The organism is Microcystis sp. LE19-8.1F (assembly GCF_027531715.1).
GTDB lineage: Bacteria > Cyanobacteriota > Cyanobacteriia > Cyanobacteriales > Microcystaceae > Microcystis > Microcystis wesenbergii_A.
Genome location: NZ_JAPZSO010000206.1, coordinates 1 through 26,825, shown reverse-complemented (window position 1 = coordinate 26,825; position 26,825 = coordinate 1). Strand labels below are relative to the sequence as shown.

Annotated in this window: 28 protein-coding genes; 16 read left to right on the top strand and 12 right to left on the bottom strand. The window is 44.5% G+C overall.

Features of this window, described 5'->3' with window-relative positions; translation table 11 throughout:
* Positions 1-37: 37 nt before the first annotated feature.
* Both pgeF and O9334_RS19575 read right to left on the bottom strand, forming a co-directional pair.
* A complete protein-coding gene (gene pgeF, locus O9334_RS19580) occupies positions 38-832 on the bottom strand; it encodes a peptidoglycan editing factor PgeF (protein ID WP_288001973.1) in 795 nt (264 codons plus the stop codon).
* A gap of 150 nt (positions 833-982) precedes the next feature.
* Positions 983-1,183, bottom strand: coding sequence for a hypothetical protein (locus tag O9334_RS19575; protein WP_288001972.1), 201 nt, complete (start codon positions 1,181-1,183; stop codon positions 983-985).
* A 52-nt stretch (positions 1,184-1,235) separates the two neighbouring features.
* Here O9334_RS19575 and O9334_RS19570 point away from each other — a divergent pair, with 52 nt between their 5' ends.
* The 3 genes from O9334_RS19570 to O9334_RS19560 all read left to right on the top strand — a co-directional run bounded on the left by O9334_RS19570 (position 1,236) and on the right by O9334_RS19560 (position 3,741).
* Positions 1,236-1,817, top strand: a complete 582-nt coding sequence (locus O9334_RS19570; RefSeq protein ID WP_045360485.1) for a DUF1997 domain-containing protein — start codon at positions 1,236-1,238, stop codon at positions 1,815-1,817.
* 8 nt (positions 1,818-1,825) lie between these two features.
* Positions 1,826-2,176 (top strand): Rieske (2Fe-2S) protein, encoded by a 351-nt coding sequence (locus tag O9334_RS19565; RefSeq protein ID WP_045360481.1) that lies wholly within the window; start codon positions 1,826-1,828, stop codon positions 2,174-2,176.
* Between the two features lie 113 nt (positions 2,177-2,289).
* Entirely contained in the window at positions 2,290-3,741 is a 1,452-nt protein-coding gene (locus tag O9334_RS19560) for a sugar transferase (protein ID WP_288001969.1), read from the top strand.
* A gap of 43 nt (positions 3,742-3,784) precedes the next feature.
* Here the strand turns inward: O9334_RS19560 and O9334_RS19555 are convergent, their stop codons facing one another.
* The 3 genes from O9334_RS19555 to O9334_RS19545 all read right to left on the bottom strand — a co-directional run bounded on the left by O9334_RS19555 (position 3,785) and on the right by O9334_RS19545 (position 7,325).
* Entirely contained in the window at positions 3,785-4,615 is an 831-nt protein-coding gene (locus tag O9334_RS19555) for a DUF362 domain-containing protein (RefSeq protein ID WP_288001966.1), read from the bottom strand.
* Between the two features lie 15 nt (positions 4,616-4,630).
* A complete protein-coding gene (dusA, locus tag O9334_RS19550; protein WP_045360517.1) occupies positions 4,631-5,626 on the bottom strand; it encodes a tRNA dihydrouridine(20/20a) synthase DusA in 996 nt (331 codons plus the stop codon).
* A gap of 334 nt (positions 5,627-5,960) precedes the next feature.
* Positions 5,961-7,325: a collagen-like protein gene (locus tag O9334_RS19545; RefSeq protein ID WP_288001994.1), complete on the bottom strand. Its 1,365-nt coding sequence runs from the start codon at positions 7,323-7,325 to the stop codon at positions 5,961-5,963.
* A gap of 206 nt (positions 7,326-7,531) precedes the next feature.
* Here O9334_RS19545 and O9334_RS19540 point away from each other — a divergent pair, with 206 nt between their 5' ends.
* Complete coding sequence (locus tag O9334_RS19540) at positions 7,532-8,821, top strand: glucose-1-phosphate adenylyltransferase (protein WP_045360476.1); 1,290 nt, start codon at positions 7,532-7,534, stop codon at positions 8,819-8,821.
* A 522-nt stretch (positions 8,822-9,343) separates the two neighbouring features.
* A complete protein-coding gene (locus tag O9334_RS19535) occupies positions 9,344-10,441 on the top strand; it encodes a patatin-like phospholipase family protein (RefSeq protein WP_288001962.1) in 1,098 nt (365 codons plus the stop codon).
* A gap of 194 nt (positions 10,442-10,635) precedes the next feature.
* On the opposite strand, the gene O9334_RS19530 is transcribed toward O9334_RS19535, so the two are convergent.
* The 3 genes from O9334_RS19530 to O9334_RS19520 are packed head-to-tail and all read right to left on the bottom strand — an operon-like array spanning position 10,636 to position 12,515.
* Positions 10,636-11,154, bottom strand: coding sequence for a TolB family protein (locus O9334_RS19530; protein WP_002731904.1), 519 nt, complete (start codon positions 11,152-11,154; stop codon positions 10,636-10,638).
* Positions 11,151-11,687, bottom strand: a complete 537-nt coding sequence (locus O9334_RS19525) for a TolB family protein (protein WP_045360474.1) — start codon at positions 11,685-11,687, stop codon at positions 11,151-11,153. The genes O9334_RS19530 and O9334_RS19525 overlap by 4 nt, the downstream gene beginning before the upstream one ends.
* Before the next feature lie 12 nt (positions 11,688-11,699).
* Positions 11,700-12,515, bottom strand: a complete 816-nt coding sequence (locus O9334_RS19520) for a Ycf66 family protein (protein ID WP_045360472.1) — start codon at positions 12,513-12,515, stop codon at positions 11,700-11,702.
* A gap of 652 nt (positions 12,516-13,167) precedes the next feature.
* Here O9334_RS19520 and O9334_RS19515 point away from each other — a divergent pair.
* The 4 genes from O9334_RS19515 (at position 13,168) to O9334_RS19500 (ending at position 18,238) form a co-directional block, all read left to right on the top strand.
* On the top strand, positions 13,168-14,862 hold the full coding sequence (locus O9334_RS19515; RefSeq protein ID WP_045360470.1) for an iron uptake porin: 1,695 nt from the start codon (positions 13,168-13,170) through the stop codon (positions 14,860-14,862).
* A gap of 157 nt (positions 14,863-15,019) precedes the next feature.
* Positions 15,020-16,795 (top strand): pyruvate kinase, encoded by a 1,776-nt coding sequence (pyk, locus tag O9334_RS19510; RefSeq protein WP_045360468.1) that lies wholly within the window; start codon positions 15,020-15,022, stop codon positions 16,793-16,795.
* Positions 16,796-16,938: 143 nt separating this feature from the next.
* Positions 16,939-17,751, top strand: coding sequence for a C-phycocyanin alpha-cysteine-84 phycocyanobilin lyase subunit CpcE (gene cpcE / locus O9334_RS19505; protein WP_045360466.1), 813 nt, complete (start codon positions 16,939-16,941; stop codon positions 17,749-17,751).
* A gap of 55 nt (positions 17,752-17,806) precedes the next feature.
* Positions 17,807-18,238 (top strand): DUF29 domain-containing protein, encoded by a 432-nt coding sequence (locus tag O9334_RS19500; RefSeq protein ID WP_288001954.1) that lies wholly within the window; start codon positions 17,807-17,809, stop codon positions 18,236-18,238.
* 49 nt (positions 18,239-18,287) lie between these two features.
* Here the strand turns inward: O9334_RS19500 and O9334_RS19495 are convergent, their stop codons facing one another.
* On the bottom strand, positions 18,288-18,446 hold the full coding sequence (locus O9334_RS19495; RefSeq protein WP_288001951.1) for a hypothetical protein: 159 nt from the start codon (positions 18,444-18,446) through the stop codon (positions 18,288-18,290).
* Between O9334_RS19495 and cpcF the strand changes: the two genes are divergently transcribed.
* From cpcF to O9334_RS19475, 4 genes are all read left to right on the top strand, one after another.
* The gene (cpcF, locus tag O9334_RS19490) at positions 18,446-19,069 is read left to right on the top strand and encodes a C-phycocyanin alpha-cysteine-84 phycocyanobilin lyase subunit CpcF (protein ID WP_045360460.1); all 624 of its coding nucleotides are present in this window, start codon (positions 18,446-18,448) and stop codon (positions 19,067-19,069) included. The two genes, O9334_RS19495 and cpcF, sit on opposite strands and share 1 nt — an antisense overlap.
* Before the next feature lie 62 nt (positions 19,070-19,131).
* A complete protein-coding gene (locus O9334_RS19485) occupies positions 19,132-19,905 on the top strand; it encodes an ABC transporter permease (RefSeq protein WP_002761938.1) in 774 nt (257 codons plus the stop codon).
* 152 nt (positions 19,906-20,057) lie between these two features.
* Complete coding sequence (locus tag O9334_RS19480; RefSeq protein ID WP_288001946.1) at positions 20,058-20,951, top strand: ABC transporter ATP-binding protein; 894 nt, start codon at positions 20,058-20,060, stop codon at positions 20,949-20,951.
* A gap of 139 nt (positions 20,952-21,090) precedes the next feature.
* On the top strand, positions 21,091-21,570 hold the full coding sequence (locus O9334_RS19475; RefSeq protein WP_288001944.1) for a hypothetical protein: 480 nt from the start codon (positions 21,091-21,093) through the stop codon (positions 21,568-21,570).
* Between the two features lie 226 nt (positions 21,571-21,796).
* On the opposite strand, the gene O9334_RS19470 is transcribed toward O9334_RS19475, so the two are convergent.
* Together O9334_RS19470 and O9334_RS19465 are read right to left on the bottom strand one after the other, a co-directional pair.
* Positions 21,797-22,264: a TspO/MBR family protein gene (locus O9334_RS19470; protein ID WP_045360454.1), complete on the bottom strand. Its 468-nt coding sequence runs from the start codon at positions 22,262-22,264 to the stop codon at positions 21,797-21,799.
* A 9-nt stretch (positions 22,265-22,273) separates the two neighbouring features.
* Positions 22,274-22,615 carry a translation initiation factor gene (locus tag O9334_RS19465; RefSeq protein ID WP_045360452.1) on the bottom strand — a complete coding sequence of 114 codons (342 nt, stop codon included), beginning with the start codon at positions 22,613-22,615 and terminating at the stop codon, positions 22,274-22,276.
* 338 nt (positions 22,616-22,953) lie between these two features.
* Between O9334_RS19465 and O9334_RS19460 the strand changes: the two genes are divergently transcribed.
* Positions 22,954-23,184 carry a hypothetical protein gene (locus O9334_RS19460; protein ID WP_045360450.1) on the top strand — a complete coding sequence of 77 codons (231 nt, stop codon included), beginning with the start codon at positions 22,954-22,956 and terminating at the stop codon, positions 23,182-23,184.
* 25 nt (positions 23,185-23,209) lie between these two features.
* Positions 23,210-23,704 (top strand): phosphoribosyltransferase, encoded by a 495-nt coding sequence (locus tag O9334_RS19455; RefSeq protein WP_190381128.1) that lies wholly within the window; start codon positions 23,210-23,212, stop codon positions 23,702-23,704.
* Positions 23,705-23,766: 62 nt separating this feature from the next.
* On the opposite strand, the gene pyrC is transcribed toward O9334_RS19455, so the two are convergent.
* Positions 23,767-24,801 (bottom strand): dihydroorotase, encoded by a 1,035-nt coding sequence (gene pyrC / locus O9334_RS19450; RefSeq protein WP_288001939.1) that lies wholly within the window; start codon positions 24,799-24,801, stop codon positions 23,767-23,769.
* Positions 24,802-25,552: 751 nt separating this feature from the next.
* On the opposite strand from pyrC, the gene O9334_RS19445 reads away from it, so the two are divergent.
* A partial coding sequence (locus O9334_RS19445; RefSeq protein ID WP_288001936.1) for a site-specific DNA-methyltransferase occupies positions 25,553-26,825 on the top strand: 1,273 nt, incomplete at its 3' end.

The following is a 26,825-nucleotide window of genomic DNA, read 5'->3' as shown; positions in this document are numbered from 1 at the left end:
ATTAGGTTTTAGATTCAGCCTTTGTGAGTAGTAATCATTAACGACTAACTATGCCAGACCATTGAATTTTTTTGGCTTTTTCCCGACGATAGGAGAAAAAATGATCTTCTTGTTGATAGGTGCAAAAAGGAGCGATCGCAATTTGTTCATCCCTAATTCCTAACTGTTGTAGTTGATGATAAATCACCCGTCGCACGTCTAAGCGCACTTTTCCTTTTTTCTCGTCAGCAAATAAAGGGGAGGGGGAGAGGTTAAATAAATTCGCCAGAATTTGGTCAGGATTGGTTTCTTGGGGAAATAAACTTAAACCCACTTCTGCGGCAACTTCTCCATCTACTTGATACACTTCCCCGGCAATTGCCGGCCCCAGGGCCAGCGCTAAGTTATCTAAACAACTACCAGATTTTAATAACTGCTTAACTGCTTTGGGAACTATCCTTTTGGCTGTCCCTCTCCATCCAGAATGAATCGCCACCCCAACACCCGTAGAGCGATCGCCTATTAGTACGGGCGTACAATCAGCACTGGCCACCCAAATCCCTTGACCGGAAGCATCGGTGATAATTCCATCCGCTTCGACAATTTCCGGGTTAGTAATCCCTTGGGGATTTAATAAGCGATCGCCATGTACCTGTTTGACCCGATAAACTGGTACATTTGCCCCTAAAGCCGCTGTAAAAGCTTCCGGGGTTTGGGGGTAATAATGACGGGTAAAAAAGCCGTGGGACCAGTCCTCTAGGAGATTACAGGTAAGATAGGGCAATCCTTGCCATGTTTGCCATTGCCACAGAGAAGTCCTGGTTAATCGGACATCGATCGCTACATTGGTCACAGTATAAGCCTCTCTTGCTGCATTAACACCTCGTTCCCTCCTATCCTAGTTCTGAGCCTGGCAAACGGCAACCGGAAGATTATTAAATAGGTAGGCACAATTATTTGTAGGATGGGTTAGCGGTAGCGTCAACTATGCGGGCGTTGGGTTTCATGCTTCAACCGTTCGGACCTCGGCGTGAGCTTTTGTCGAACGCAAAAGCTCACACCCCACACCCCACACCCCACACCCCCGATGTCGGGGGGGTTGGGGGGCCACACCCCACACCCCACACCCCACTTCCTTGGCAAAAATCCTGTTTGCGTCCCCTCTTAGCGATAAAATTTCTACATCTCGACTGCCGAAAAGCATAAGTTTTGTCAAGTAAAATTAAGAAGGGAGACAAATTTAAGATAGCCAACTTATGGAAGTAACTTTTACCGCTGCCGAATCCCTAGAAATTGTTGTTGCTGAACAAACCATCCCGATTCAGCATTATCTGCGCCAACCGCAAAGATTAGTACAGGCTATCGTTGAGACTAGCTTAACAGAACAATTGTCTGAGAACCAGTTTCGCCTGAAAATGCGTCCCCTCAACTTCTTGGATATGTACTATTTTCAGCCCACGGTTATTCTCAATGTCTGGGCCACCTCTGGGGGGACGATATTTTTGCAATCAGAAGACTGTCAGATCAAAGGTATTGATTATATTAATGATCGCTTTAGTCTCGATGTTCAAGGCAAACTCGCTCCTGTGGAGAAAAATAATCAAACCTATCTAGCGGGAAAAGCCAATCTTGAGGTGAAAGTCGCCCTGCCACCGCCATTATGGTTAACCCCGCGTCCGCTGTTAGAAATCGCCGGCAATAGTCTCTTAAAAGGGGTTTTATTGCGGATTAAACAGCGTTTAATGAGTCAATTGTTGCAAGATTACCAACAATGGGCTAAACAGGACATTATTGGCCAAAATTACCCCGAAACCATTCTCGATCTCTCCCTTGGTTAAATAAAAATATGAGTTGGACAAAAGTATTATCTGTAGATTCCCTTGCCCCCGGCGCCCGTCAAGTGGTAAAAGTGGGGGAGAGTTCCATTCTCTTGATTAACAATAACGGTCAATTCCACGCCGTCGGCAACCGTTGTCCTCATCTCAAATTATCGATGACGAAAGGCAAAATTACCGAGGATGGCGCGATCGTTTGTCCCTGGCATCGTAGTTCGTTTGATCTCTGTACTGGTGCTGTCAAAGACTGGATTACCTGGCCCCCTGTGGTTAACAAAGCGATGGCGACAGTTTCTCAACCCCAAGCTTTACCCGTTTATCCCCTTCGCATCGAAGACGGCAGCATCTGGATAGACGCATAACTGATCACTGAGGGAGGTTTTTGGGCAACCTAAAGAGTAGTTGCGTTAACCGACAATGGGTTAATCTTTGAGAATGCCAAACGCCACCTCGCCACCGCACTTCGACAAGCTCAGTGACGCTTGCTCCTCCCATGCACCGTTTCCCCCGTCAGTGGCTATCCGATATTCGCTCACCCCAGAGAATCCACTGGTTTCGTCGCACTCGCCCCCAATGGCAAGGTTTATCGGTGCTAATTTTGGGGGATATTTTGGCTCTAGCGGCGGCTTGGTTTGGCGCTCGTTATTTTAATCAATTTTTCTCCCCCATCCCTTCCGGATTAGTCTGGTGGAATTGGTTGGGATTGCCTAGTTTATTCTGGATTTTTGCTGGGGCGATAGTATTTTTGTTCGCACAAAATGGCTTGTATAGTCCTTCTCCAAAAAGCCAAGATTATCTAAAAACCGGTCAATTAATTAGCATTGTTTACCTATGCTCTCTAGTTGTCGGTTATTTTTACGATCCGAAATTAGATCCACCTCGATCGCTTTTTTTCAGTGCTTGGTTTTTTAGTGTTATTCTCGTCTTCGGATTTCGTCTGATCAGTACCCTAATTATCCGACAAATACAGCCAAAAAATAGCAAATTAGCGGTTTTTATTATTGCTCCCGCCGCTAGAATTCATAAATTAGCCTCGATCTTAGAAAAACGCTATCATTATGCCGTGGTTGGGGCGGCCTTGGCTAAGGACGCTAACTCACCCATTACCCTAAAAGCGATCGCCGATTCTGGGGCGGTGGAAGTATTGGCCGATGATATTCCCAATACGGACCTAGCGTCAAAATTATACTGGCAATTGCGGCGATCGAGGATTACCCTGCGTCTTCTCCCCTCCAGTCGCGAAATTCTCTATCGTCGCGGTCAACCGGAAATCATCGCCGGTTTACCGACTTTGCGCGTCCAGGCCTCTTTACTTTTAGGATGGGATTATCGGATCAAAAGAATGATCGATTTTATCGGGGCTTTTTTGGGTGTGATTCTTCTATCACCTGTATTTATTGTTATTGCTCTATTAATAAAATTTTCTTCTCCAGGACCGGTCTTTTTCCGACAGGAGAGGGTGGGTTTACAGGGAAAACCCTTTTTTATGTGGAAGTTTCGCACTATGGTAGTCAATGCTGATCAACTACAAGAGCAGTTAGAGTCCGCTAACGAAAATCAGGATGGAGTTTTATTTAAAATTAAAAACGATCCGCGCATTATTAAAGGTGGTCATTTCCTCAGAAAAACTAGCCTCGATGAATTGCCGCAATTATTTAATGTTTTATTAGGTCAAATGAGTTTAGTCGGTCCGCGACCTTTACCCCTGCGGGATGTGGAAAAATTCGCCCAATGGCATCATATCCGTCATCAAGTTTTACCCGGAATTACCGGACTATGGCAGATTTCTGGGCGCTCGGATATCGATGATTTTAACGATGCAGCCCGCTTGGATTTGTATTACATCGATAATTGGTCTTTGAATTTAGACCTAGATATCTTAGTGGAAACCCTGCGAATTGTTCTTTTTGGTAAGGGTGCTTATTAATCAATGGAAATGAAGGCAGTATAAATAATAAGCCCGATCTTATTTAATACAAGTGTTCGTCTATTTTGGTTCCGTTTAAAAGTTGAGAACGAAGCAAATCGATCGCCTCTAAATAACTCGGCATCGGTTCATCACCTAACAGACAAGCACTGCGATCCACGCTAATCATATCATCACCCCAAAACACTTGACCGAGAGGAATAGATTTTCCTCGATCCGGTCGCCAATTACTACTAAAATATTTGAGATTAGCGTCCACCACTGCCCCATCAAAAAGATGACCGATACAAAAATAAACATCCTGTAAAATTAGCGGTACGGAGGGGCGATGTAATTGCCCCCGCGAGTTGGGACTACGGGCCTTATAATGACTACGGGGAAAGAGTCCATAGAGATTTTTTAAAGAAGCAGAAATCAGGGGTTTATCCTTTAAATGGGTGCGTTTTAAGGTTCCAATCGTGATCCGACAATCCACTTCTTCGATAATTTTAGGGGCAAACATCGAGGAAAAACGGACAGGAAAAGGGGAAATATTCGGATATTCTTGCTGTGGTAAACTATCAGCATCAAGAATAGTTATTCCGGGATCGAGAATAGATTTTACTCCCAAAATATCGATAATTTCTCTCAAAGAAATAGCCGAACATACTCCCTCTACCAAGATAATTTCTGCCCCAGTATTTACCCCTCTCAATCCCCGCAAAACTTGACTTAATACCGGCAGACTAACCGTTACGGGTGGTGGCACAGGATAACCTAAATTAGGTTTAATTAAAATACGTTTAGCCGTGATAGCTGCCGGGGGAGGTTGATAAACAAAATCCGCCATAGCTGAATTTTTTACCCCGGCAGTAATTGAGGATTGGGTAATCATAGAGAGGAAAATAAATCAATGGGAAGTGGACAGATTAGCCAGATCATTTAGGGAGTTTACCTGCTGTAAAGCTTGCCAGATTACCCTGGAATCGGCCCCAGGAAAATGGCTATTTTCACTAATATAACGCTTCCAGGCCTTAGTTCCGGGCTGACCGGCAAAAAGCTGTAAAAGATGTTTGCTGATCTGGTGTAATTTATAACCTTTACTCACCCATTCATCGATGTAAGGAAGCATTTTTTTGATTACTTCTTCCCGGGTAGGAGGAGTAACCGATTCCCCATAAAAATCTCGATCGACTGTGGCAAATAAATAGGGATTATCGTAGGCTGCCCTACCGATCATAACTGCATCTACTAATTGTAAATGTTGTCTAGCCTGTTCTAAATTAATGATACCGCCGTTAATTTCAATAAACAAATGGGGAAACTGATTTTTTAGGCAATAAACATCATCGTAACGTAAGGGGGGGACGGTGCGATTTTCCTTGGGACTTAATCCCTGTAACCAAGCTTTACGCGCATGGATGGTAAAACGTTGACAACCCGCATCCGCAACAATACGGACAAAATTCGCCATATTTTCGTAACTATCCTGATGATCAATGCCAATTCTCTGTTTTACAGTCACGGGAATCGATACAGCTTGATTCATTGCCGATATTCCCCTAGCGACTAATTCCGGGTTAGCCATTAAACAAGCGCCGAAATTGCCCTCTTTTACCCGAGAACTAGGACAACCCACATTGAGATTTACCTCGTCATAACCCATATCTTCGGCTATTTTAGCGCATTCTGCCAAAAGATAGGGATTATCACCCCCTAGCTGCAAAGCTAGAGGTTTTTCTGCTAGGGAGAACCCCAGCAACTTATAGCGATCGCCGTGTTTAATCGCCATCGTCGTGATCATTTCCGTGTAGAGAAGGGGACGACGGCTAATTTGTCGCAAAAAATAGCGAAAATGGCGATCGGTATAATCCATCATCGGCGCCACACTTAAAATATTGCCCATCTTTCCCTTGATTTTCTCCTTGAGGGTAGCCATCGATCGCTGATCAGGACATTCTCTGGGTTTCCCCAGAGAAGAACCGGTCTTCCTCTCAACATATTTTAAAGCTTTTTGGTAAGTAGGTAGGCGTTAAAAATTATCAGACACCACCCTTATCAAGGGGGGACTAAGGGTAGGGTTGATTCATGAATCAACCCTACTATGAATCAACCCTAGTACTAAGGGGGGATCGAACCTAAAATCTATTTTTAATTTAATTATAACCAGCTACTTAAGTTGGCTATCTAAATTACTGGTTAAGACTGCACCGGAGAAAGGAGAAGGGGACTTTTTTGAATTACCTCCGTGGCATATTTGCCCCTTTAATCGTGTCGCGGATGACGATTTTTTGTTCTTTGGAATAACCAGCAAAAGAACGAGTGGCAAGTAACTCGATTTCTATCCCCGTACCCGATCGCAAAGATTCCACGGGTAAGGGTAATTGACCGATATCCAGAATAAATTGATTGCCCTCCTGTCGGACTAAATTAGCAGGCATATCTCCTTCGTAGCGAGTAACAAAATCGGTTCTGGGACTGGTTTGTAGGTCGTCTGCTTGCCAACGAGTGACCCGATAACGCACTTTAAATTTAGTGCCGATTAAATTCGATTGGGAAGCTTTATCTTCGAGAAAAAGCCTTAAATCAGTACCATTTCCTGTAATACCTTTTGCTTCTAATTGGGTGACATCTCGTTCAAAAACAGCATTATAAACGACAAATTCCGTAACATTATTGCGTTTTTGAGTGGTTCCCTCGATCCACAATTCACTGGGGACAGTTACCCTCATTTCCTTTTGATCATCGAGGGTTAAAGTAAAACGTTGATTAGCAAACCGGTTAAACTCTTGGGGCGCATTCCAAATTAAAATAAAAGAACGTTCCGATCGATCTAATAAAATCCGATATTGATCATCGATCAGGGAACCGGGAGCAAATAAAGATATTGCCCCGGTGCGAGTTTCCCAACTATTTTTAGATAGAATATAACCCCGTTCTTTTAACTCCGAAAGGGGAACAGTTGCGCTCGGTTGATCGGCAGTTAAAGGGCGATCGATTTGAATTAAAGTTAACTGTCCTAAACGTCCCCCGCGACCGTTACGACCACTATTACCCGTCGCCCCATCGAGACCATCCTGACAGCTAAATTCTCTGGTGGTACAGCTATAATTGGCATCACCCGGCCTACCGCTGCAGGTTTGAATTGTCCAAAAAGGTTGGGAACAGCGACAACCCTTGCCCCCCTGGCCTCCCTGACCCCCAAAACCCCCGGCGCCTCCGGCCGCATTGACCGTTACTTGTCTTAAAAAATCTAAATTAGTGGCATAGAGGGTTAAAGCGCCGCCATTACCGCCATCACCGCCATCACCCCCATTGCCACCGTTGCCACCACCGGCCGCCTGGAGATTTCGTGTGACGTTGCCCGGTTGACCGCTACAGTTGCCATCGCTGCCATTGCTGCCATTTTCACCATCGACCCCTTTTTGTCCTGAAATATCGAGTTTTAGGGGAGAACCATCGAGAAAAAGGGTTAAACTGTCACTATTTTTGCCTTGGCCGCCGACCTTGCCAGCTTTTCCGCTTTGGCCCTGTTTACCGAAAGTCTGTACATCGGAACCTTGGGCTAACCAAGAACAGCGATCGCCCGTCACCGTGGCGGGCATTAGGTACGGTAAAGGGAGAAAAAAGGTGAATATTAATGATTTAGCCCAAAAATTCATGATTTTAGCCAATTTATCCCCAAAGACTCCGATCAATTCCTTCTTGATGACTTTTAGATCTAGATTTTTGTTTCCCCTCTATCAATAAGGTGCGCTATCATCCTACACTTACTTTGAGAAGGAAACAGCCAATCGCGAGGGTTACGCGCGTGAAAAAAGTATTAGCTATTATCTTAGGTGGCGGGGCTGGAACTCGCCTTTATCCGTTAACGAAACTGCGGGCAAAACCTGCCGTCCCCCTAGCGGGAAAATATCGCTTAATCGATATTCCCGTCAGCAATTGTATTAACTCCCAGATTGACAAAATCTATGTGTTGACGCAATTTAATTCCGCTTCCCTCAATCGTCACCTCAATCGTACCTACAATTTTACGGGTTTTAGTGATGGTTTCGTGGAAGTTTTGGCCGCTCAACAAACCATGGAAAATCCTCAATGGTTCCAAGGCACGGCCGACGCAGTACGACAATACATCTGGACGATGAAGGATTGGGATATCGATGAATATCTGATTCTCTCGGGAGATCATCTCTATCGCATGGACTACAGCAAGTTCATCGAACGCCATCGGGAAACCAACGCCGATATCACTTTATCGGTGGTTCCCATCGATGAACGTCGGGCCTCCGCTTTTGGGGTGATGAAAATCAATGATTCGGGGCGAATTGTTGATTTTTATGAGAAACCCAAAGGGGCAGAATTGGAAAGAATGCGGGTAGATACGACGATTTTAGGCTTAAGTCCCGACCAAGCTCGTCAAAGTCCCTACATCGCTTCCATGGGAATTTATGTCTTTAAAAAGAATGTTTTAATCGATCTGCTCGATGCCAATAAAGAACAGACCGATTTCGGCAAGGAAATTATTCCCTCGGCGGCTAAAGACTACAATCTTCAGGCTTATTTATTTAAGGGTTACTGGGAAGATATCGGGACGATTGAGGCCTTTTATGAGTCTAATCTCGCCCTGACCCAACAACCCAATCCCGCCTTTAGTTTCTACGACGAAAAAGCCCCCATCTATACCCGTTCTCGCTATCTGCCACCCACAAAAATGCTCAATTGTACGGTGACGGAATCGATGATTTCTGAAGGTTGTATTCTCAAAGAATCTCGCATCCATCACTCGATTTTAGGTATTCGTAGTCGAGTTGGCAAAGACTGCTCGATCGAGGATACAATGCTGATGGGAGCCGACTTTTATGAGTCTTTCCCCGAACGGGAAAGTCTGATCGGAAATGCCAAAGTTCCCGTGGGTATCGGTCCCGGTTCCACTATTCGTCGGGCAATTGTGGACAAAAATGCTCGCATTGGTTCCAATGTTTTAATTGTTAACAAAGATCGTGTGGAAGAAGCTAATCGCGAAGATTTAGGTTTCTATGTTCGCAGCGGCATCGTGGTTATTTTCAAAAATGCCACTATTCCCGACGGGACGGTGATTTAATCTATCAGTTATCAGTTATCAGTTATCAGTTATCAGTTATCAGTTATCAGTTTTTCTAGTTATTATCACCTTGTTCTAGCTGAAGACTGATGGCTTCAGCTAATTGCTTCCCGATTCGCCAGCTAAGTAGTCGTGCAAAATTAATTTCCTAGTGAAGATAGGCAAGAGGCAAGAGGCAAGAGGCAAGAGGTGGTTAGATATGTGTAATTAATTTTGCTTAGGTACTTAATTACCTAGAAAATTCCCTTGAAACCCTAAGTAGCTGGTTATAATTAAATTAACAATGGATTTTAGGTTCGATCCCCCCTGCCCCCCTTGATAAGGGGGGTGCCGATAGGCGGGGGGATCTGAAAGTTTTTAATACCTACCTACTTATCCTTTCCTAGAAGTGATGGCAAAATATCCCGGGCAGCTCTTCTGAAAATCAGAAAAATTTCTATATTTTTGGGTTCGATTCTAGGTTTTCAATTAACCTTAAATTAAAAGCCTAGGGCTTAGATAGAAGCCATTCAAAGGATATTTATGAAAGCCAAAATCGCGATCGCTTGTCAGGGAGGCGGCAGTCAAACTGCTTTTACTGCCGGTGCATTAAAAGCATTATTTGACAATAAAGTGCAAGATTACTTTGATATTGTCAGTCTCAGTGGTACTTCTGGCGGTGCTATCTGTGCCTTTTTCACCTGGTATGCTCTCAAAAAAGGTGATAGCATCGTTTGGAAAAGAATGATTGATTTTTGGGAAGATAATAGCGCTCGAACTCCCCAAGAACAACTATTTAATGACTCAGCCATTAAAACCCTAGAATTAGCCAGCAAAGGATTAATTCCCCAGTATAATCTCAGTCCTTCCTCTCCGATTACTAAAACCTTATTTTCTATAGCTACCTACGGTTTACGCAGTCGCTTTACCAACTTTGATCAGTTACTAAGAGCGCATATTGACTTCTCGGAATTAGCCACTTGGGGAGCTAAACCAGAACCCCCAGTTTTATTAATTGGGGCCTGTAATATCCTGACAGGAAAGTTAAGTAAATTTAACTCGCGCCTGGAAGCAGTTAAAATTGAACATATCCTAGCTTCTGCTTGTGTTCCTAACATTTTTCCTGCTGTCACCATTGAAACTATGGCCTACTGGGATGGACTATTTTCTGATAATCCCCCCATCCGTTCTTTAATTCGCCGTGAATTTGTTGGAATCGAAAATATTCCCGATGAAATTTGGGTAATTAAAATTAATCCCACCTCTAGAGATAAGATCCCCGTGCAATCCGATGATATTGCTGATCGCCGCAATGAATTAGAAGGCAATGTTTCCCTATTTCAAGGTCTCGATCAGATTGAGTTGATCAATCAATTATTTCTTAAAGGAGCCTTTAAAGAGGAATTCTTGCGGGAGATTGCCTTAACAGAACCATTTAAAATTCCTAAATCTTTCCCGGAAGATCCCGATCAGGATTACCATATCCCGATGATCGAAATGTCGGCGGAATTGGCCAATAGTCTCAACTATGAAAGTAAACTTGATCGCTCTCCCGCCAATATTCAGCGTCTGATCGCTGACGGCGAAAAACAGGGAAAACAGTTTCTAGAACATCGACTAAAAGCTATGGGTTTAAGATAGTTTTTGAGGTTTCAAAAACGGCAAAAATAAGGATTAAATTGCACAAAATCCTTAAATAGACCATTCAGTTGATTATTATTCATTCTTAATTCTCCTGACGACCGGCTACTGACGACCGGCTACTGACGACCGGCTACTGACGACCGACTCCTAACCCTAACAACAATTTTTGATTTTTACAAGAGATCTAATGATCACTGATTTTCATTGACTAATACCCGTCCAGATAGATCGTAAATCATAATATCCCATTGCCCATTTTTTGCCGCTTCAAAAGCCACTTTAGAACCATCGGCACTGATGATCGGATTGCGTACTTCCGCGAGCAGATCGGGAGCAATTTCCCTTCTCTGTTGAGTTTGTCGATCGTACAGATAAATAGCCGTTTTTCCCTGACGACTGGCAGTAAAAACGATATAACGACCATCTTCACTAATGGAAGGACTAGAAGCGATCTGATCGAGAGAATTGAGGCCGGGTAAAGACAGTAAACGGCGATCGATGGCATCAAAAAGATAGATAGCTTGGGAACCATTGCGATCGGAAGCAAAAACGAGATAGCGAGAGGCAAGATAGGGAGTTAATTCACTAGCAGCACTATTTAAACTTCTCCCCCCTCGATCGAAAGGAAAAGATAATAAACTGGGATAACCCGCACATCCAGTTAACAAACTAATTACAGCAACAAGACTAATAAAAAAATAACGTTTCACGGTTTGGGACTTTCAACGGGACTGCCATCGGGAAGATCTAACTCGATATTCGGACCGCGATCGAGAACCTCCACATCCCATTGTCCCCGACGAGCGGACTCAAAGACAAGATAACGACCATCGGGACTAAGACGGGGATTTCGTAACCAACCGCGATAATTTTGACTCAATAACTCAGAACGATCGGTGATGCGATCATATAAAGCGATGAAGGGACGACCCTCAATAATCACCACATAAGCCAGATAACGCCCCGTTTGGCTTAAACTAGGGCTATCGGTAATTTCTTGACCCGTATATAATCCCCCTAGGGTCTGGTATTGTTTTGTCTGCAAATCATAAAGCAGTATCTGATTACTACCGCGACGATTAGACAGGAAAGCAAGCCAACGACCATCACCGCTCAGGGCAGGTTTTTCGTCATTATAGCGACTATTGAGGGTTCCTGTAGATAAACCGGGGTTATTGAGATTACAACCGCCTATAACCCCTAAAAACAAGCAGATAAACAGGAAAAAGGGAGCTTTGGTCATCAGACCTACTCCTTAATAATCAAACCTAGTCGGATGATCATTACTCGACTCCCGTTCACTATTATCCGGTCTCTCCCAATCTTCTCGATCGCCGGCATCCCTAGGATCGATCGGTTGATAATCGACGTATTCCCCTTTAAATGGCGGATCGTCCGCAATTATTGGGCGAGGACGACGTTTTTGGCTAGTGCGGGGCGGTTTACTGCTCGTCTCTTCACTAGCGGGACGACGACGGGGACGGGGACTGGTTTCTTCCCAATCATCACCGCTACGGCGCTGATCATAAACATCTCGATCGCTAGTGGGGGAACTATTGCGAGGACGACGATTACTGGTTTTGCGACTGCTAGGATCGGCCGGCCGACGGGTGCGGGTGCTGCGGGGTTCCTCGTCCTGATAACTAGAAGTACGGGAAGAGCGGGGATCATCGTAACCGCGTAAACGGGGATTATCTTCGTAACGTTCCTCAGGTTCGTAGGTGTCGAGGGGTTCTAATTCGGCCCGATATTCCCGACTCACAGGACGTTCATCCACAAAAGACGTGCCGCGGCGGGCCTGTTCCGTGGTTAAACCCCGCAATTTTACCGTCTCGAAGGCAAAAAACACCGCTGCCCCAGTGAGCAAAAATTGTCCGAATTGCAAAATCGGATCCAGTCGCCACCCTTGAAAAAGTAGAATTAAACCGCACAGTAACCCAACGGCGGCAAAAAATATATCATGATCCCTGGAAAGTTCCGGCCGCACCGAGCGCAGGAAGTATAACCCGGCTCCGGCCACTGCCAGAAAAATTCCTAAGATACTGGCCGAATTCAGCCCAAAATTGACCATCTTTATCTCCCTTCTCGGTGCTTAAATTCAAGAATCGAGTCCTTTATCCATAGCGGTCAGCTTTCAGAAGCAATCCTGCTGTTTTTAACTCAAGGAGTCGAGCTATATTCTAACCCCGAAGTCTAGCACTATATCTATCATCCTCGATTCTAACTTACTCGATCGAGCCTAGTTCACACAACTATTGTTGGGGAAGTGGGGAGATTTTATCAGTGATCAGTGAACAGTAAACAGTAATCAGTGAACTGACAACTCACATCTGATCACTGATAACTGAGCCAAGGCTGACGGCTGATATCTTAACAAAATCTTTAGAAATAACCCATTGACAGGATTGACCAAGTGTGATATGGGGGTTTCAGGCATTTTAACGTGATTTCTTGATCACTTTTGAGCGATCGCTATCGTTGGAGTTAATCGCCGCAAGTCTGAAAGGAGGGATTTTCATTGATGCAGCTCATGGTGAATTTGTAAAGTGCGTAAGTTCTATTTAAGTAAGATCAGACAGAAATTTTTCTGTCATATCATAAAATTAACTTAACCTAGGCAAGAGGGAATTAGCATAGAATGTGAGTATGATCCAGGCTAGATATATAGTCTGTTTGTATTAATAGTCCATTCAATCCATAAAATAAGGTGTGAGGATTGACCCATGTCAAAACTATTCAAGAATTTAGTAAAGGTAACTCCTTTAGTATTAGGTGCTTCCGTAGCGGCTGCTGGCAGCGCAGGGGCTCAAACTATGCCGGGTACACCTCAACTTAAAATTGATCCGGCTGCGCAACAACAACTCGATCGCATTCAACGCGCCCAAAATAGTCAGCAGATTAATACGGGTGTTTATCAGGGTTCCATGTCCCAGGTGACTAGCGTTAACCAACTGCGGGACGTATCTCCCACCGCTTGGGCCTACGAGGCATTAAGAAGTCTTGTGGAACGTTACGGTTGTATCGTTGGTTATCCCGACCGTACCTTCCGCGGTGATCGCGCCACCACTCGTTGGGAATTTGCCGCAGGTTTAAACGCCTGTTTAAACGTCATGGAACGTTTAATTCAAGATGGTGTTGGGGTACTCAGAGAAGATATCGATAAATTAAAACGTCTTGTTCAAGAATTTGAGACCGAACTAGCGGCTTTAGGGGCTAGAGTGGACAACCTGGAACAGCGCGTTGCTTTCTTGGAAAATAATCAATTTTCTACCACAACCAAACTCAGAGGTGAGGTCATCTTCAGTATCGCCGATAGCTGGGGTGGTCAGGCTTCCGTTACCAATACCAACGGTACAGTTACTGATGGCAGCAATCAAGATGAGACCCAAGCTGTATTTAATAACCGGGTACGACTCAACTTTGAAACCAGCTTCACCGGTAAAGATATGTTAAGAACCCGTTTACAAGCAGGTAACTTTAACACCACTTTCAACCAAAACGGTCCGACGAGAACCAACATGACCCGTCTAGCATACGATGACGGTCGTGACAATGATGTCACCATAGATGACTTGTTCTACCGCGCTCCCATCGGTACTCCCTTCGGTAACATCACCGTTTGGGTTGGTGCTAACGCCCTGAACCTTGATGATGTTTTCATCACTGCTAACCCCTTCCTCGCCGATAGCGGTACAGGTGCTTTATCTCGCGGTCAACGCTACAATAACATCGTCTTCCGTGCTCCTTCTGGTGTTGGTGCGGCGGTCAGATTTAATATCGGGGATGTTTTCCAAGTCACAGGAACCTACCTAGCCGAGGGTGGGACTAATGGAGCCAGCAATCCTAATGAGGGTAGCGGTTTATTTAATGGTTCCTACAGTGCTGGCGCGCAAGTAGGTTTCTCCTTTATTAAATTTGCCGATATTAACTTCGTTTACGTTCGCAGTTATCAAACTGCGGCTAGTATGAGTTCCGGGTTATTCGGTAACGTCAGCAGCCCTCTCACGGAACGTCCCTTCGGTAACGTCGGCACTGTAGCTAACCGTTTCGGTCTTCAAGCGAGCGCCCAAGTTATACCAGGACTCTTAAATGTAGCGGCATGGGGTGGTTACGCTGATGCCTCGGCCACTGGTGTTAACAATGCGATCGGAGACAATAACACTGGTATCTGGTCTTGGAACCTTAATCTTTCTGTCCTCGATCTCTTTGCCGAAGGTGCAGCCCTTTCTTTCGGAGGGGGTCAAGTACCCCGTTCCGACAAGGAAGATGGCACTTCCTACATGGTGGAAGCTCAGTATAAGTTCCCGGTCACCAAAAATATTCTGATTACCCCCGGTGCTTATGCGATCTTCAATGCTAACAACCGTAATAACGACACCATTTTTGTTGGTGTTCTCCGGACAACTTTCCGTTTCTAAGCTAGGTTGACGGACTCGATAAATAAGAACGGTGGGATTTGTAGCTCTCACCGTTTTTTTACTTTTAACTTTATCACTGGGTATAACCATTTATGAGAAGATGAGCGAAGCGTACCAAACGCCGCTATATTTACTTCGCCTATTTAGTTGCTTATCTATGCACTCTCTGTCTTTCCCCCGTCGCACTAAAATTGTGGCCACGATTGGCCCAGCCTCGCAAAATAAGGAAACATTACGTCAGATGATCAAGGCGGGGGCGACGACATTTAGATTAAACTTTTCCCATGGCGATCACGATTACCATCGTCACAGCATTAACCTGATCCGTCAGTTAGCCTTTGAACTCAATCAACCGATTGGCATCCTTCAGGATCTACAGGGGCCAAAAATTCGTTTAGGTAAATTTGCCTGTGGGTCGATTACCCTGAAACCGGGGGAACCCTTTACCCTTACTTCTAGGGATGTGGAATGTAATCAGGAAATAAGTTCCATTAGCTATCCCTCTCTAGCCCAAGAAGTCCCAGAAGGTTCGAGAATTCTGCTTGATGATGGTAAAGTCGAAATGCGGGTGGAATCAGTGGATCGCCTGAAAGGAGACCTGTCCTGTCGCGTGGTGGTTGGGGGTGTCTTATCCAGTAATAAAGGGGTGAATTTTCCCAACGTCTATCTGTCGGTGAAAGCTTTAACCGATAAGGACAAAAAAGATTTAATGTTCGGACTGCTGTGGGATGTGGATTGGATCGCCCTTAGTTTTGTGCGTAATCCCCAAGATATCCTCGAAATTAAAGAATTAATCGCCAGTGCGGGTAAATCTATCCCCGTGATCGCTAAAATTGAAAAACACGAAGCGATCGAGGAAATGGAGGCAATTTTATCCCTCTGTGATGGTGTTATGGTGGCTAGGGGAGATTTAGGAGTAGAATTACCAGCCGAAGACGTGCCAATCCTGCAAAAACGCCTGATTAATACCGCTAATCAGCTAGGCATCCCGATTATCACCGCCACTCAAATGCTTGACAGTATGGCCAGTAATCCTCGTCCCACCCGCGCCGAGGTTTCTGACGTAGCTAATGCGATTTTAGATGGCACTGATGCGGTCATGCTTTCCAATGAAACGGCTGTGGGTCATTATCCCATCGAAGCGGTGGCAACCATGGCCCGCATTGCCGAAAGGATCGAACGGGAACAGATCAATAGTGCCGCTCGCTCTAACAATAAACAATCGATTCCTAACGCTATTTCCTCGGCAGTCAGTCAAATTGCCGAACAATTGGGGGCAGCGGCAATTATTACCCTGACCAAAACCGGCTCTACTGCCCGTAACGTCTCCAGATTTCGCCCCAAAACCCCGATTTTAGCCGTTACTCCCCATCGGGAAGTGGCACAGCAGTTACAGCTAGTTTGGGGCGTAAAACCGATGTTATTACTCGATTTACCCTCCACCAGCCAAACTTTTCAAGTGGCGATGAATCTTGCCCAGGAAAATAACCTCCTCGCAGATGGTGATTTAGTGGTGATGACGGCGGGAACTTTGCAAGGGGTGGCCGGTTCCACGGATTTAATTAAAGTGGAAGTGGTAAAATCCCTTTTGGGCAAGGGTACGGGGATCGGCCAGGGTGTGGCTAGTGGCCGGGCGCGAGTGGCCCATAATGCCCGGGAAGTGGGTAGTTTTAGTCATGGGGAGATTTTAGTCGTTCCCACCACCAGCGCCGAATATGTGGATATGATGCGGAAAGCTGGCGGAATTATCACCGAAGATACTGCGATGAATAATCACGCCGCTACTATCGGTTTAAAATTGGGTATTCCTGTGATTGTCGGGGTTAAAGATGCCACGAAAATTATCCGCGAAGGGGTGATCATTAGTCTCGATGCTCAACGGGGTTTAATTTATTCTGGTATTGGCAATGGCGCAGCAACTATGAAAAACTGAGTCGGTTATCAGGAGGCGGTCGGCGGTCGGCAGCTTTTATTTATTATCCCCACTTCCCCACTTCCCCACACCCTACACCCCACACCCCACACCCCACACCCCACACCCTACACCCCACACCCCACACCCATTTTCACTTGTCTATGAGCGATTCTTACTCTCCTCCCGTCGATAATCCGGCCTATACTGTTGAACAAGCGATCGCTAATATCCAGCAAAGAGAAGACCTAGGAGCGCGTTATTATGCCGCTTGGTGGTTGGGTAGATTTCGTGTTCGTCAACCGGAGGCGATTTCGGCGTTAATTGCCGCTTTAGAGGACGAAAGCGATCGCACTCCCGACGGCGGTTATCCCCTGCGACGCAATGCTGCCAGTGCTTTAGGGAAATTAGATGATCTCAGTTGTCTTCCCGCATTAATTGCCTGTCTCGACTGCGAGGATTATTATGTGCGTGAATCGGCGGCCCAGGCATTGGAAATGCTTCAGGATCGAAGAGCGATCGCACCTTTAAAGAAACTATTAGAGGGTGGCATCGAAGTGGCCGTTTTGGTGGCGGGAAAACCCCATTTAGTCCAACCCTACGAAGCGATTATCGAAGCCTTGGGAACCCTGCAAGCGACGGAAGCGATTCCCCTCATTGAACCGTTTTTAAAGCATTTCGTCGAAAAAGTGCGTTATGCGGCTGCCCGCGCCCTCTATCAACTCACGGCTAACCCCCACTATGGCGATATTCTGATTAATGCCTTGCAAGGGGAAGAATTACAGCTGCGTCGTTCTGCTTTAATGGATTTAGGCGCTACGGGTTATCTGCCGGCTGCTCCTGCGATCGCTAATACTTTGGCGGAAAATAGTCTGAAACTGGTTGCTCTCAAGGAACTTTTAGAAAAATATCTAAAAAACAATTCTAGGGGCGAAAATATCTCGGAAATTCTCACTTTAATGGATAGTTTATTGTAATTAATCATTGGTTATTTTGTATCTAAATTAAAACCGATGCAATCCAGAGGTTTTTATGCTAATTCAAACTGATTATGCTGGCTGGCTGAACGAGACAATCAGTCTGTTAAAACAAAAAAACTTTGATAAAGTTGACTGGGAAAACTTGATCGAGGAGATAGAAAGTTTGGGCAGAAGTCAAAAACGTGAACTCCGCAACCGGTTAACCACCATCTTAGAACAATGCCTCAAACTTTGCTATACTGATTACGTTGAGGATTATCGAGGTTGGCAAGAAACTATTAGGCGCAGTCAACGGGAACTAGAGGAACTTTTGAGGGATTCTCCTAGTTTAAAACCCTACTGGGATCAAGTATTTTTAGATTGCTATGCCACGGCTTTAAAAAGCTTGCGAGATAACCCCGATTATCAATCCTTTAACCTTCCAGATGATTGTCCTTTTCCCCAAGAAATTAGTCAGATTTTACAGAAAAAAGTTTGGCGATAAAATTATCTTTAAAAGTTTGTTGGTGGGGTTAGGAGATAGGAGTTAGCAGTCAGGAGCCGGTCGTCAGGAGACAGGAGATTATTTTATTTATTCTCCCCACACCCCACACCCCACACCCCACACCCCACACCCCACTTCCCCACTTCCCCACTTCCCCACTTCCCCACACCCCAACCCCTAACCCCTCATCCCTTCTACTGATAACCAATGCTTCCCACCGTTGAGACTTTAATTATCGCCGTCGAAAAAGCCGACTCAGCTAATGAGTTACTAACCGCCGTGGAAAACTTAGCCGCCGCCAAAAGTGAAGCGGCAATACCCACCCTTACCGATGTCCTGAGATATAATAACCCCGGTGCCTCCGTGGCAGCCGTGGACGGTTTAATCGCCATCGGCAAAGCGGCGGTTCCCTATTTACTGGCCAACCTAGACGGTTATAATTATGGGGCGAGAGCTTGGGCAACCCGCGCCCTAGCAGGAATTGGCGATGTGCGAGGATTGGACTTATTACTTGATGCGGCGGTGAGTGATTTTTCCTTTAGCGTGCGGCGAGGGGCGGCTAGAGGCTTAGGAAATATAATTTGGTCTGATTTGGAGGAAAGTCGGGTTTCTGAGGCTCAGAAGGCTGTTTTTGCGGCACTGGAGAAACTTTCGCAAGGGGATCCAGAGTGGGTGGTTAGATATGCGGCGATTGTCGGATTGGAGGGGTTAGGAACTGCGGCGGCGGCATTTCGCGGGGCGATTCGGGAACTTTTAGGACAGATTCGGGAGACGGAAGCGGAAATAGTGGTAAGATTGCGCGCCGATCAAGCTCTGGAACACTTACAATAAGCCTAAGTCGAAAGTAGAAAAACTTATTTCTCTACAGGGAGAAACAATTACACTAACATTCTATGAAATATTGGCAGGAAATTTTAGCGATCGCTCAACGAATTTTAGTAGAATTAATCCGGCGCGGGCGTAGCTTAATCCTCTGGGGCATTTTCCCGATCCTTGTCCTGCTCTTAAATGGCTATATTATGGCAGAAAAAGGCAAAATTGAGCTTGCCGAGGCGATGGCTCTGGCTACTCCTCCCACCCTCGTCGGGGCGGCACTTTTCTTTAGTTGTTTGGGGGGAACCGTGGCGACGGTAGTGGCAGAAAGGGAACAACAAACGATTAAACGGTTATTTTTATCGCCTTTAAGCGGTGTTTCCTATTTTATCGGCATTTTTCTCGCCCATTGTGCGATTGCCGCCTGTCAGACAGTTTTAGTTTATTCTATTGCTAAACAGTATGGAGCCACTTTTAAAGGCTCAATTCCTCTAGAATTATTAATTATTTTTCTTAGTATCACCGCCTATGTGGGTTTAGGATTTATCCTCGGTACTCAACTGGCGAAAAGAACAGAAGATGTTAATGCTTTGGTGGGAACTTTTGGGGTTCCTTTATTAATTTTAGGCGGCGTTTTTCTTCCGACTGCTTTATTCCCAGACAATATTCTATCTCTGGCTAAATATAACCCGATCTACCACATGAATGAAGCTTTAATTGCTGTTTGGGCAAAGGGCGAAAATCTGCAAGATATTAGCTCTCATTTTCGCTTTCTCTGTCTTTTTGCTCTAGCTATGGTAGCAGGTGGTTGGCTTACCTATCGACAAATGTTGAACCTTGAACGGCGACTGTAAATCAGTTATCAGTTATCAGTTATCAGTTATCAGTTATCAGTTATCAGTTAGAAAAGGCAAGAGTATTCATTAATTTGTCTTCCCATATCTTCCACTCCCTAATCCTGTCCCCTGTCTCCTGACTCCTGACTATCCTTGTTACTTTATTAAAAATGCTGACTATTAATAATGTCAAAAAAAATTACGGAAGACGCTTAGTATTAGATCAATTAAACTTTCATATTGAAACGGGAGAAATTTACGGTTTACTCGGTCCCAATGGTGCGGGAAAAACCACCACTATTAACTTAATTTGTAATTTATTAAAACCCTCATCGGGAGAAATTACCTTTAATTATTTGCCAATTTCCAGAGTTACTAAAGAATTAATTGGGGTTGCCCCGCAAGAAAATTTATTGTACAAATCCCTTACTTGTGAGGAAAATCTCAACTTTTTTGCTCAGATTTATGGACTTGATCGCCTCCAGCGTCGTCATCGGATTAAAGCCAGTTTATCGGCAGTAAATTTGCTTGATCGCGCCCGTAGTCCGGTGGAAACTTTAAGCGGTGGAATGCAGCGCCGGATGAATATTGCCGTGGCTATTGTTCATCAGCCAAAATTATTAATTCTCGATGAACCAACTACCGGTTTAGACATCGAATCTCGCTATGAAATTTGGGATTTAATCGGAGAATTACGGCGCCAGGGAATGACAATTTTATTAACTACCCATCTCCTCGATGAAGCACAGCGTCTCTGTCAACGTATCGGGATTTTAAAACAAGGTCGTATTATTGCCGAAGGTAATTTAAATCAGCTGCGTCAGCACATTCCTGCGAAAGAAATTATTATCATGGATACCCGGGATCAAGAAGCGGCCATAAATCGAGGTAAACAATTAGGATTTACTCCCAAATTTTACGGTAAAGATTTAGCTTTTTGGTTAGATGAACATCTAGAATTAAGCGAGATTATTCGGGCATTCGATGGCATTAATATTGATTCTCTCGCCCGTCAGACAATACAGTTAGAACATATTTATATGGAAATTATGAATCAATTTTAACCCCTTTTTTGAAAATTCAGCTTGATGATCGGCATTTTTGCGGTAATTGACCTCAATTAAGCTAAATCGCCGTTTTTTTACCGTCATGATCATCTATAATTTTTAGATAGGTTCTATCTATTAATTGGAGACAAAATCAATGATGAAATTAACCTCTATCACTGGCTTATTGAGTCTATCGGCGGTATTATTAAGCTCACATCTACCCGCAGCGGCGCAAAATTGTCGGCCACTTTCTTTATTAGGGGGTGAAGGTAGTGAAATTACCAAAACCGTCTCACAACCCACTGTTCCGGGGCCTTTCGGTGTCACGATAACTCGTAATAATTGGAATACCGATTGGGCAGTTCCAGGGGGTAGAAGTTTTCAGAGGTTTATCGTTACGGTTTCTGTCCCCCGGGCTGCCTCCTTTGATATCCGGCTGTTTCTCAAGTATAGCGATCAAACTAACGAGGAATTTTTTAATACTAATGGAGTACGAATCGAACCCGATAAACCCTTAACAATTACTGCCACAGTCCGGGCAAATGATCAACCTTTTCTAGTCAATCTTTTTGTCAATGGTATTCAGCACATCGGTAATACCTACACCGCTTCTGTTGTCGGTTGTGAACGATAAAATATATAGGGTGTGCTGAAAAAGTTTTTCGGTGGGGGCAGGGTGTCTGGTGTGGGGTTTTAAGCTAAGAGATGCTCCCTATAAGTAACAAACTTAATTTTTAACCCATCCCACTTTACCTAAGTAGTCGTGCAAAATAAATTTCCTAGTGAAGAAAGGCAAGAGGCAAGAGGCAAGAGGCAAGGGGGGGTTAGATTTGTGTAATTAATTTTGCTTAGGTACTTATCTAGACATCCCGAGGATTGAGATGGATCATTTCCCAAGTCACATAGGTACCGATCGGACTCCAGATCAGGTAGGGTAAAAGTAGGATGCCTGCCCAAGAAGAAACAGGGAAAACCAATAGCGCCAGAAGACAACCCAAGAAAAAACCCGTACCACCGATAATCGTTCCCGCTTTGAGACTGCGTAGTTTACAGGTGACAGGAGTATAGGCAGTAATAGTCAATTCCACCAACAGATAAAAAGCCATCAAAAACCACTTATTAGCCGGTTGAGCTTCCCAGACTAAATAAGCAGAAATTGCCCCACAAATATAGATAATTGTCCAGATAAGAGGGATTAATCTTTCAAAGGTTAACCAATCGGGACGACGCAAGCGTGCAAACCAACGTACATCGCGAGAATTGAGTAATCCCCCAGCTAACGCGACCAAAAATCCGACGACACCGATAAGCAACCAAGAAGGAATCATGATTTTTAACTATCCTCCGCTAATTTTGGCTTTGTAACCCGATTCAATGAGAATTTGTAGGATTTTTTGGCGATGATCTCCTTGGATCTCAATGGTATTTTCTTTAACTGTACCACCCGTTCCGCAAGCGGTTTTTAACTGTTTTAATAATTTAGTCAGAGTTTCGGTTTGACATTGAAAACCTGTAACTATGGTAACGGTCTTTCCCGCCCGACCAGAGCGGGAGGTTTGTACTCGTAAATTCTGCTGATTCGGGGGTAATTCAGGAATGGAACGTTCAAAAGCTTGAGAATTACTTTGATCTCCCCATTCCTGGTAGGCAATCCGGTTTTTTTCCTGAGATTTACTCATAAGTAGTTGGACAAAATTAAATTCACACTCCAGCCCTGTCAAGGTGGTTTGACCTCAACTATAACAGTTATCTTCCTGGTCAGGTAGGAAGTCTCTGGTTTTAGGCAACGCCAGAACAGTAGCTACTTAACACCCGTTACAACCGATGGCTATTCTGGTTTTGGCCAGTTGGCCGTCGATTGACGATGCCAAATTAGGTTACACTTCATCTTGGGGAGAAAGGCAGATTCGACAAGCTCACTGCAAGCTGTAAAAGTTATCGAAGCAGAAATTCAGCCCTATACCGTAAACACACCGCTAGCCCCTTTTTGACTGTTAACCCCCTTATCTGAGACATTATGGATGCTTTTAGTCCCTTTCCCCCTGACTGGACAGAGAAGGCCGTTCACGCCTACAATTTTTGTTGTCCTTACTGCGGGGCAAAGGCTAAAGAAGCTCAGGCCGTTTGGATCAATCGCCGCGCCCCCGTTTTAGGAGAAGATTCCCGTCGTAAATGGCAGGAATTCTATCATTGTCAATGCGATCGAGTTTGGTGGGCTTGGAGTAGTGATCGACCCGCCGAAAAATAAAAATTCGGAATCGAGAATCGAAAATATGGCCGATGTCTATGTTTCTTGGGATGAATACCATCGTCTGATCGAAAAATTAGCGGTAAAAATCGATCGTTCTGGTTGGCAATTTCATCAGATTGTCTGTTTAGCCAAGGGAGGATTGCGCGTCGGTGACATTCTCTGTCGTCTTTTTCGTCAACCTCTAGCCATTCTCTACGCCGCTTCCTACGGGGGGCAAAATCAGCAAATTCAGGGAGAATTAACTATTTCCTCGAATTTAGCCATGATCGAGACCAAATTGGACAGTCCCTTGTTATTAGTGGATGATTTGGTCGATTCGGGCATCACTCTCCAAAAAACCTCGATTTTGTTACAGGAAAAATACGGGATTACCAATATCAAAACTGCGGTGATCTGGTACAAAGCAGCATCAATAATCAAACCTGACTATTATGTGGAATATTACCCCGATAATACTTGGATTCATCAACCCTTCGAGCGTTACCAGCTAATTACACCCAAAGACCTCCTCGTATAGTTTATTGAGCAAGCCCTAACTAATCGTGAATTCTTGACCGCAACTATAAAAACTGGCGGTTTTTATTCCCCCAACTGCCAGGTTATCTCTTCACCCGCTCGTAACGGAACCAGTCCGGATTCGGGAAATGGCAATTCATCGGGAATGCGCCAAGGGGTTTTGGTTAATGTGATTTGTTCGGTATTCCGGGGGAGTTGATAAAAATCCGGCCCGTGGCAGCTGGCGAACCCTTCCAGTTGCTCGATCGCATCAACACTCTCAAAGGCTTCTGCGTACAACTCTAGGGCGTGCAGAGCCGAATAACAACCCGCGCAGCCACAGGAACTTTCTTTGCTGTAGCGAGAATGGGGCGCGCTATCGGTCCCTAGAAAAAACTTGGCATTGCCCGATGTGGCCGCTTGCAAAAGTGCCAAACGATGATCCTCTCGTTTCAAAATCGGCAGGCAATAAAAATGAGGACGAATGCCACCGGTAAAGAGAATGTTTCGGCTAAATAATAAATGTTGGGGCGTAATTGTGGCGGCGACATTGTTGTTAGCAGATAGAACAAACTTGACCGCATCGGCAGTGGTAATGTGTTCAAAGACGACACGCAGTTTCGGAAATCTTGTTATCAGTGGGATTAAGTGCTTCTCAATGAACACTTTCTCTCGATCGAACACATCAATATCACCATCGGTAACTTCTCCGTGCAGTAGTAGCGGCATATCTACCTGCTCCATCGCTGCCAAAACGCCATCGCACCGACGAAGGTCCGTCACCCCCAAGTCGGAATTAGTTGTTGCACCGGCCGGGTAGTATTTCACCGCTTTGACAAACTGGGAGGCTTTCGCTGCCACGATTTCTTCGGGACGGGTATTATCGGTGAGATAGAGGGTCATCAGTGGCTCGAACTTTTGACCCTCTGGAACTGCTGCCAGAATGCGATCGCGATAGGAGGCAGCATCAGCCACCGAGCGCACTGGGGGCTTTAAATTCGGCATGATAATGGCACGGGCAAACTGACGCACCGTATGGGGGAGAACCGCTTTCATTGCCGCACCATCGCGGAGATGAAGGTGCCAGTCGTCGGGTCGAGTTATTGTGAGTCTTCGCATTGTTCAATCATACTACGGTTAGGGATGCCATCACCAAACACAATAAGCTGCCCGCGTATTTAAATTGCTTGTTGAGATGAGGCAAGAGGCAACAGGCAAGAGGCAACACCCCCCCAACCCCCCCGATGTCGGGGGGGTTGGGGGGGGAAATTCAGCTAATCTAAGGATAGGCAGTTAAAATGCGTCTTAGCTTAGTTTTAGTTGATTGGAAAGAACCTTTGATTTTAGCGGCGAAATTAATTTGACGGTGACGATAATTCCTCTTGACAAAATCCCAGCACTTGACATATACTTATTTATATAATGGGAATCCGTGCCTGCCTGCGACCCCCTCATTTTCAGGCTAGATAGACTTAGGAAAATTAAATTTTGAGCGCAGGCAGTTCGAGCAACTCACAGACCACGGTGCGCTTCTTTTTGCATGAGTGCATGAGTAGAAAACGGGTTTCTCGGAGAAACCCGTTTTCTGTGCGTTACTCAACGGATTTATAATTCCCCTTGACAAAATCCCACGACTTGACATATACTTATTTATAGAATGGGAATCCGTGCCTGCCTGCGACCCCCTCATTTTCAGGCTAGATAGACTTAGGAAAATTAAATTTTGAGCGCAGGCAGTTCGAGCAACTCACTGACCACGATGCGCTTCTACTATTGGTACAATAATATTATTGTCGGGAGCGATTGCATTCGTCCTCTTTAAGGGGGAATAATAATACAATTGAGAATGCAGTCAATCCCCCCAATCTCTATGGTCAATAAACTATACTACGGTGATAACCTAGAAGTGCTGCGGAAATATATCAAAGATGAATCGATCGATCTTTGTTATATTGATCCACCCTTTAATTCTAAACGTAATTACAACCAAATTTATAACAACTTAGGCAAGGAAGATCAAGCACAAGCACAAGCGTTTGTAGATACCTGGACATGGGATAATCACGCTAACGAAGCTTTAGAAGAAATTCAAAGCAACTATCAGGGTAAATTTACCAGTCAGACTATCGATTTAATTGACGGTTTAACCAAAGTTTTAGGTAAAGGCAGTCTTCTCGCTTATCTGGTGAGTATGACTCTGAGGATTGTGGAAATCCATCGAGTTTTAAAATCTACCGGTAGCTTTTATCTCCACTGCGATCCTACTGCTAGTCATTATTTAAAAATAGTTTTAGATACTGTTTTTTGCTCTCAGGGGGGTGATTATATTGCTGAAATTACTTGGGAAAGAACATCTGCTCATTCAGATTCCAAGACTTTTGCTAATACCACTGATGTTATTTTTTTATATTCCAAGCGAATTTTGATGTTTAATCAACAATTTAAGCCATATTCAGAAGAATATCTGAAAAAATATTATAAGCATCAAGATGGCAAAGGAAGATTTTTAGATAGAGATTTGACTGCTGGGGGACTGTCAGGTGGTGGTTATAACTATGATTGGAAGGGAATTAAAAAGCTGTGGAGATGCCCTATAGAAACAATGCAGAAATACGAAGAACAAAATAAATTATATTACACAAGAAATGGTACTCCTAGATTAAAGCAGTATTTAGAAGAAATGCCTGGAGTACCACTGACAAATTTATGGAATGATATTCCTCCAATTAACTCACAAGCATCTGAAAGATTGGGTTATCCCACACAAAAACCAGAGGCATTGTTAGAAAGAATAATCAAAGCAAGTAGTAATAAAGGAGATGTAATTTTAGATGCCTATTGTGGGTGTGGAACGACTATCGCTGTAGCAGAGAGATTAGAGAGAAACTGGATTGGAATTGATATAACCTATCAGAGTATTAGCTTAATGTTAAAGCGACTAGAGGACTCCTTTGGTAAAAATGTTTTAGATAAAATTGAACTGAATGGTATTCCCAAAGATATAGAATCAGCCAAAGCATTAGCCACTAAACCCGATGATCGTACCCGCAAAGAATTTGAGAAATGGGCGGTTTTAACCTATAGTAATAACCGGGCCGTGATTAATGACAAAAAAGGGGCAGATAAAGGAGTCGATGCCATTG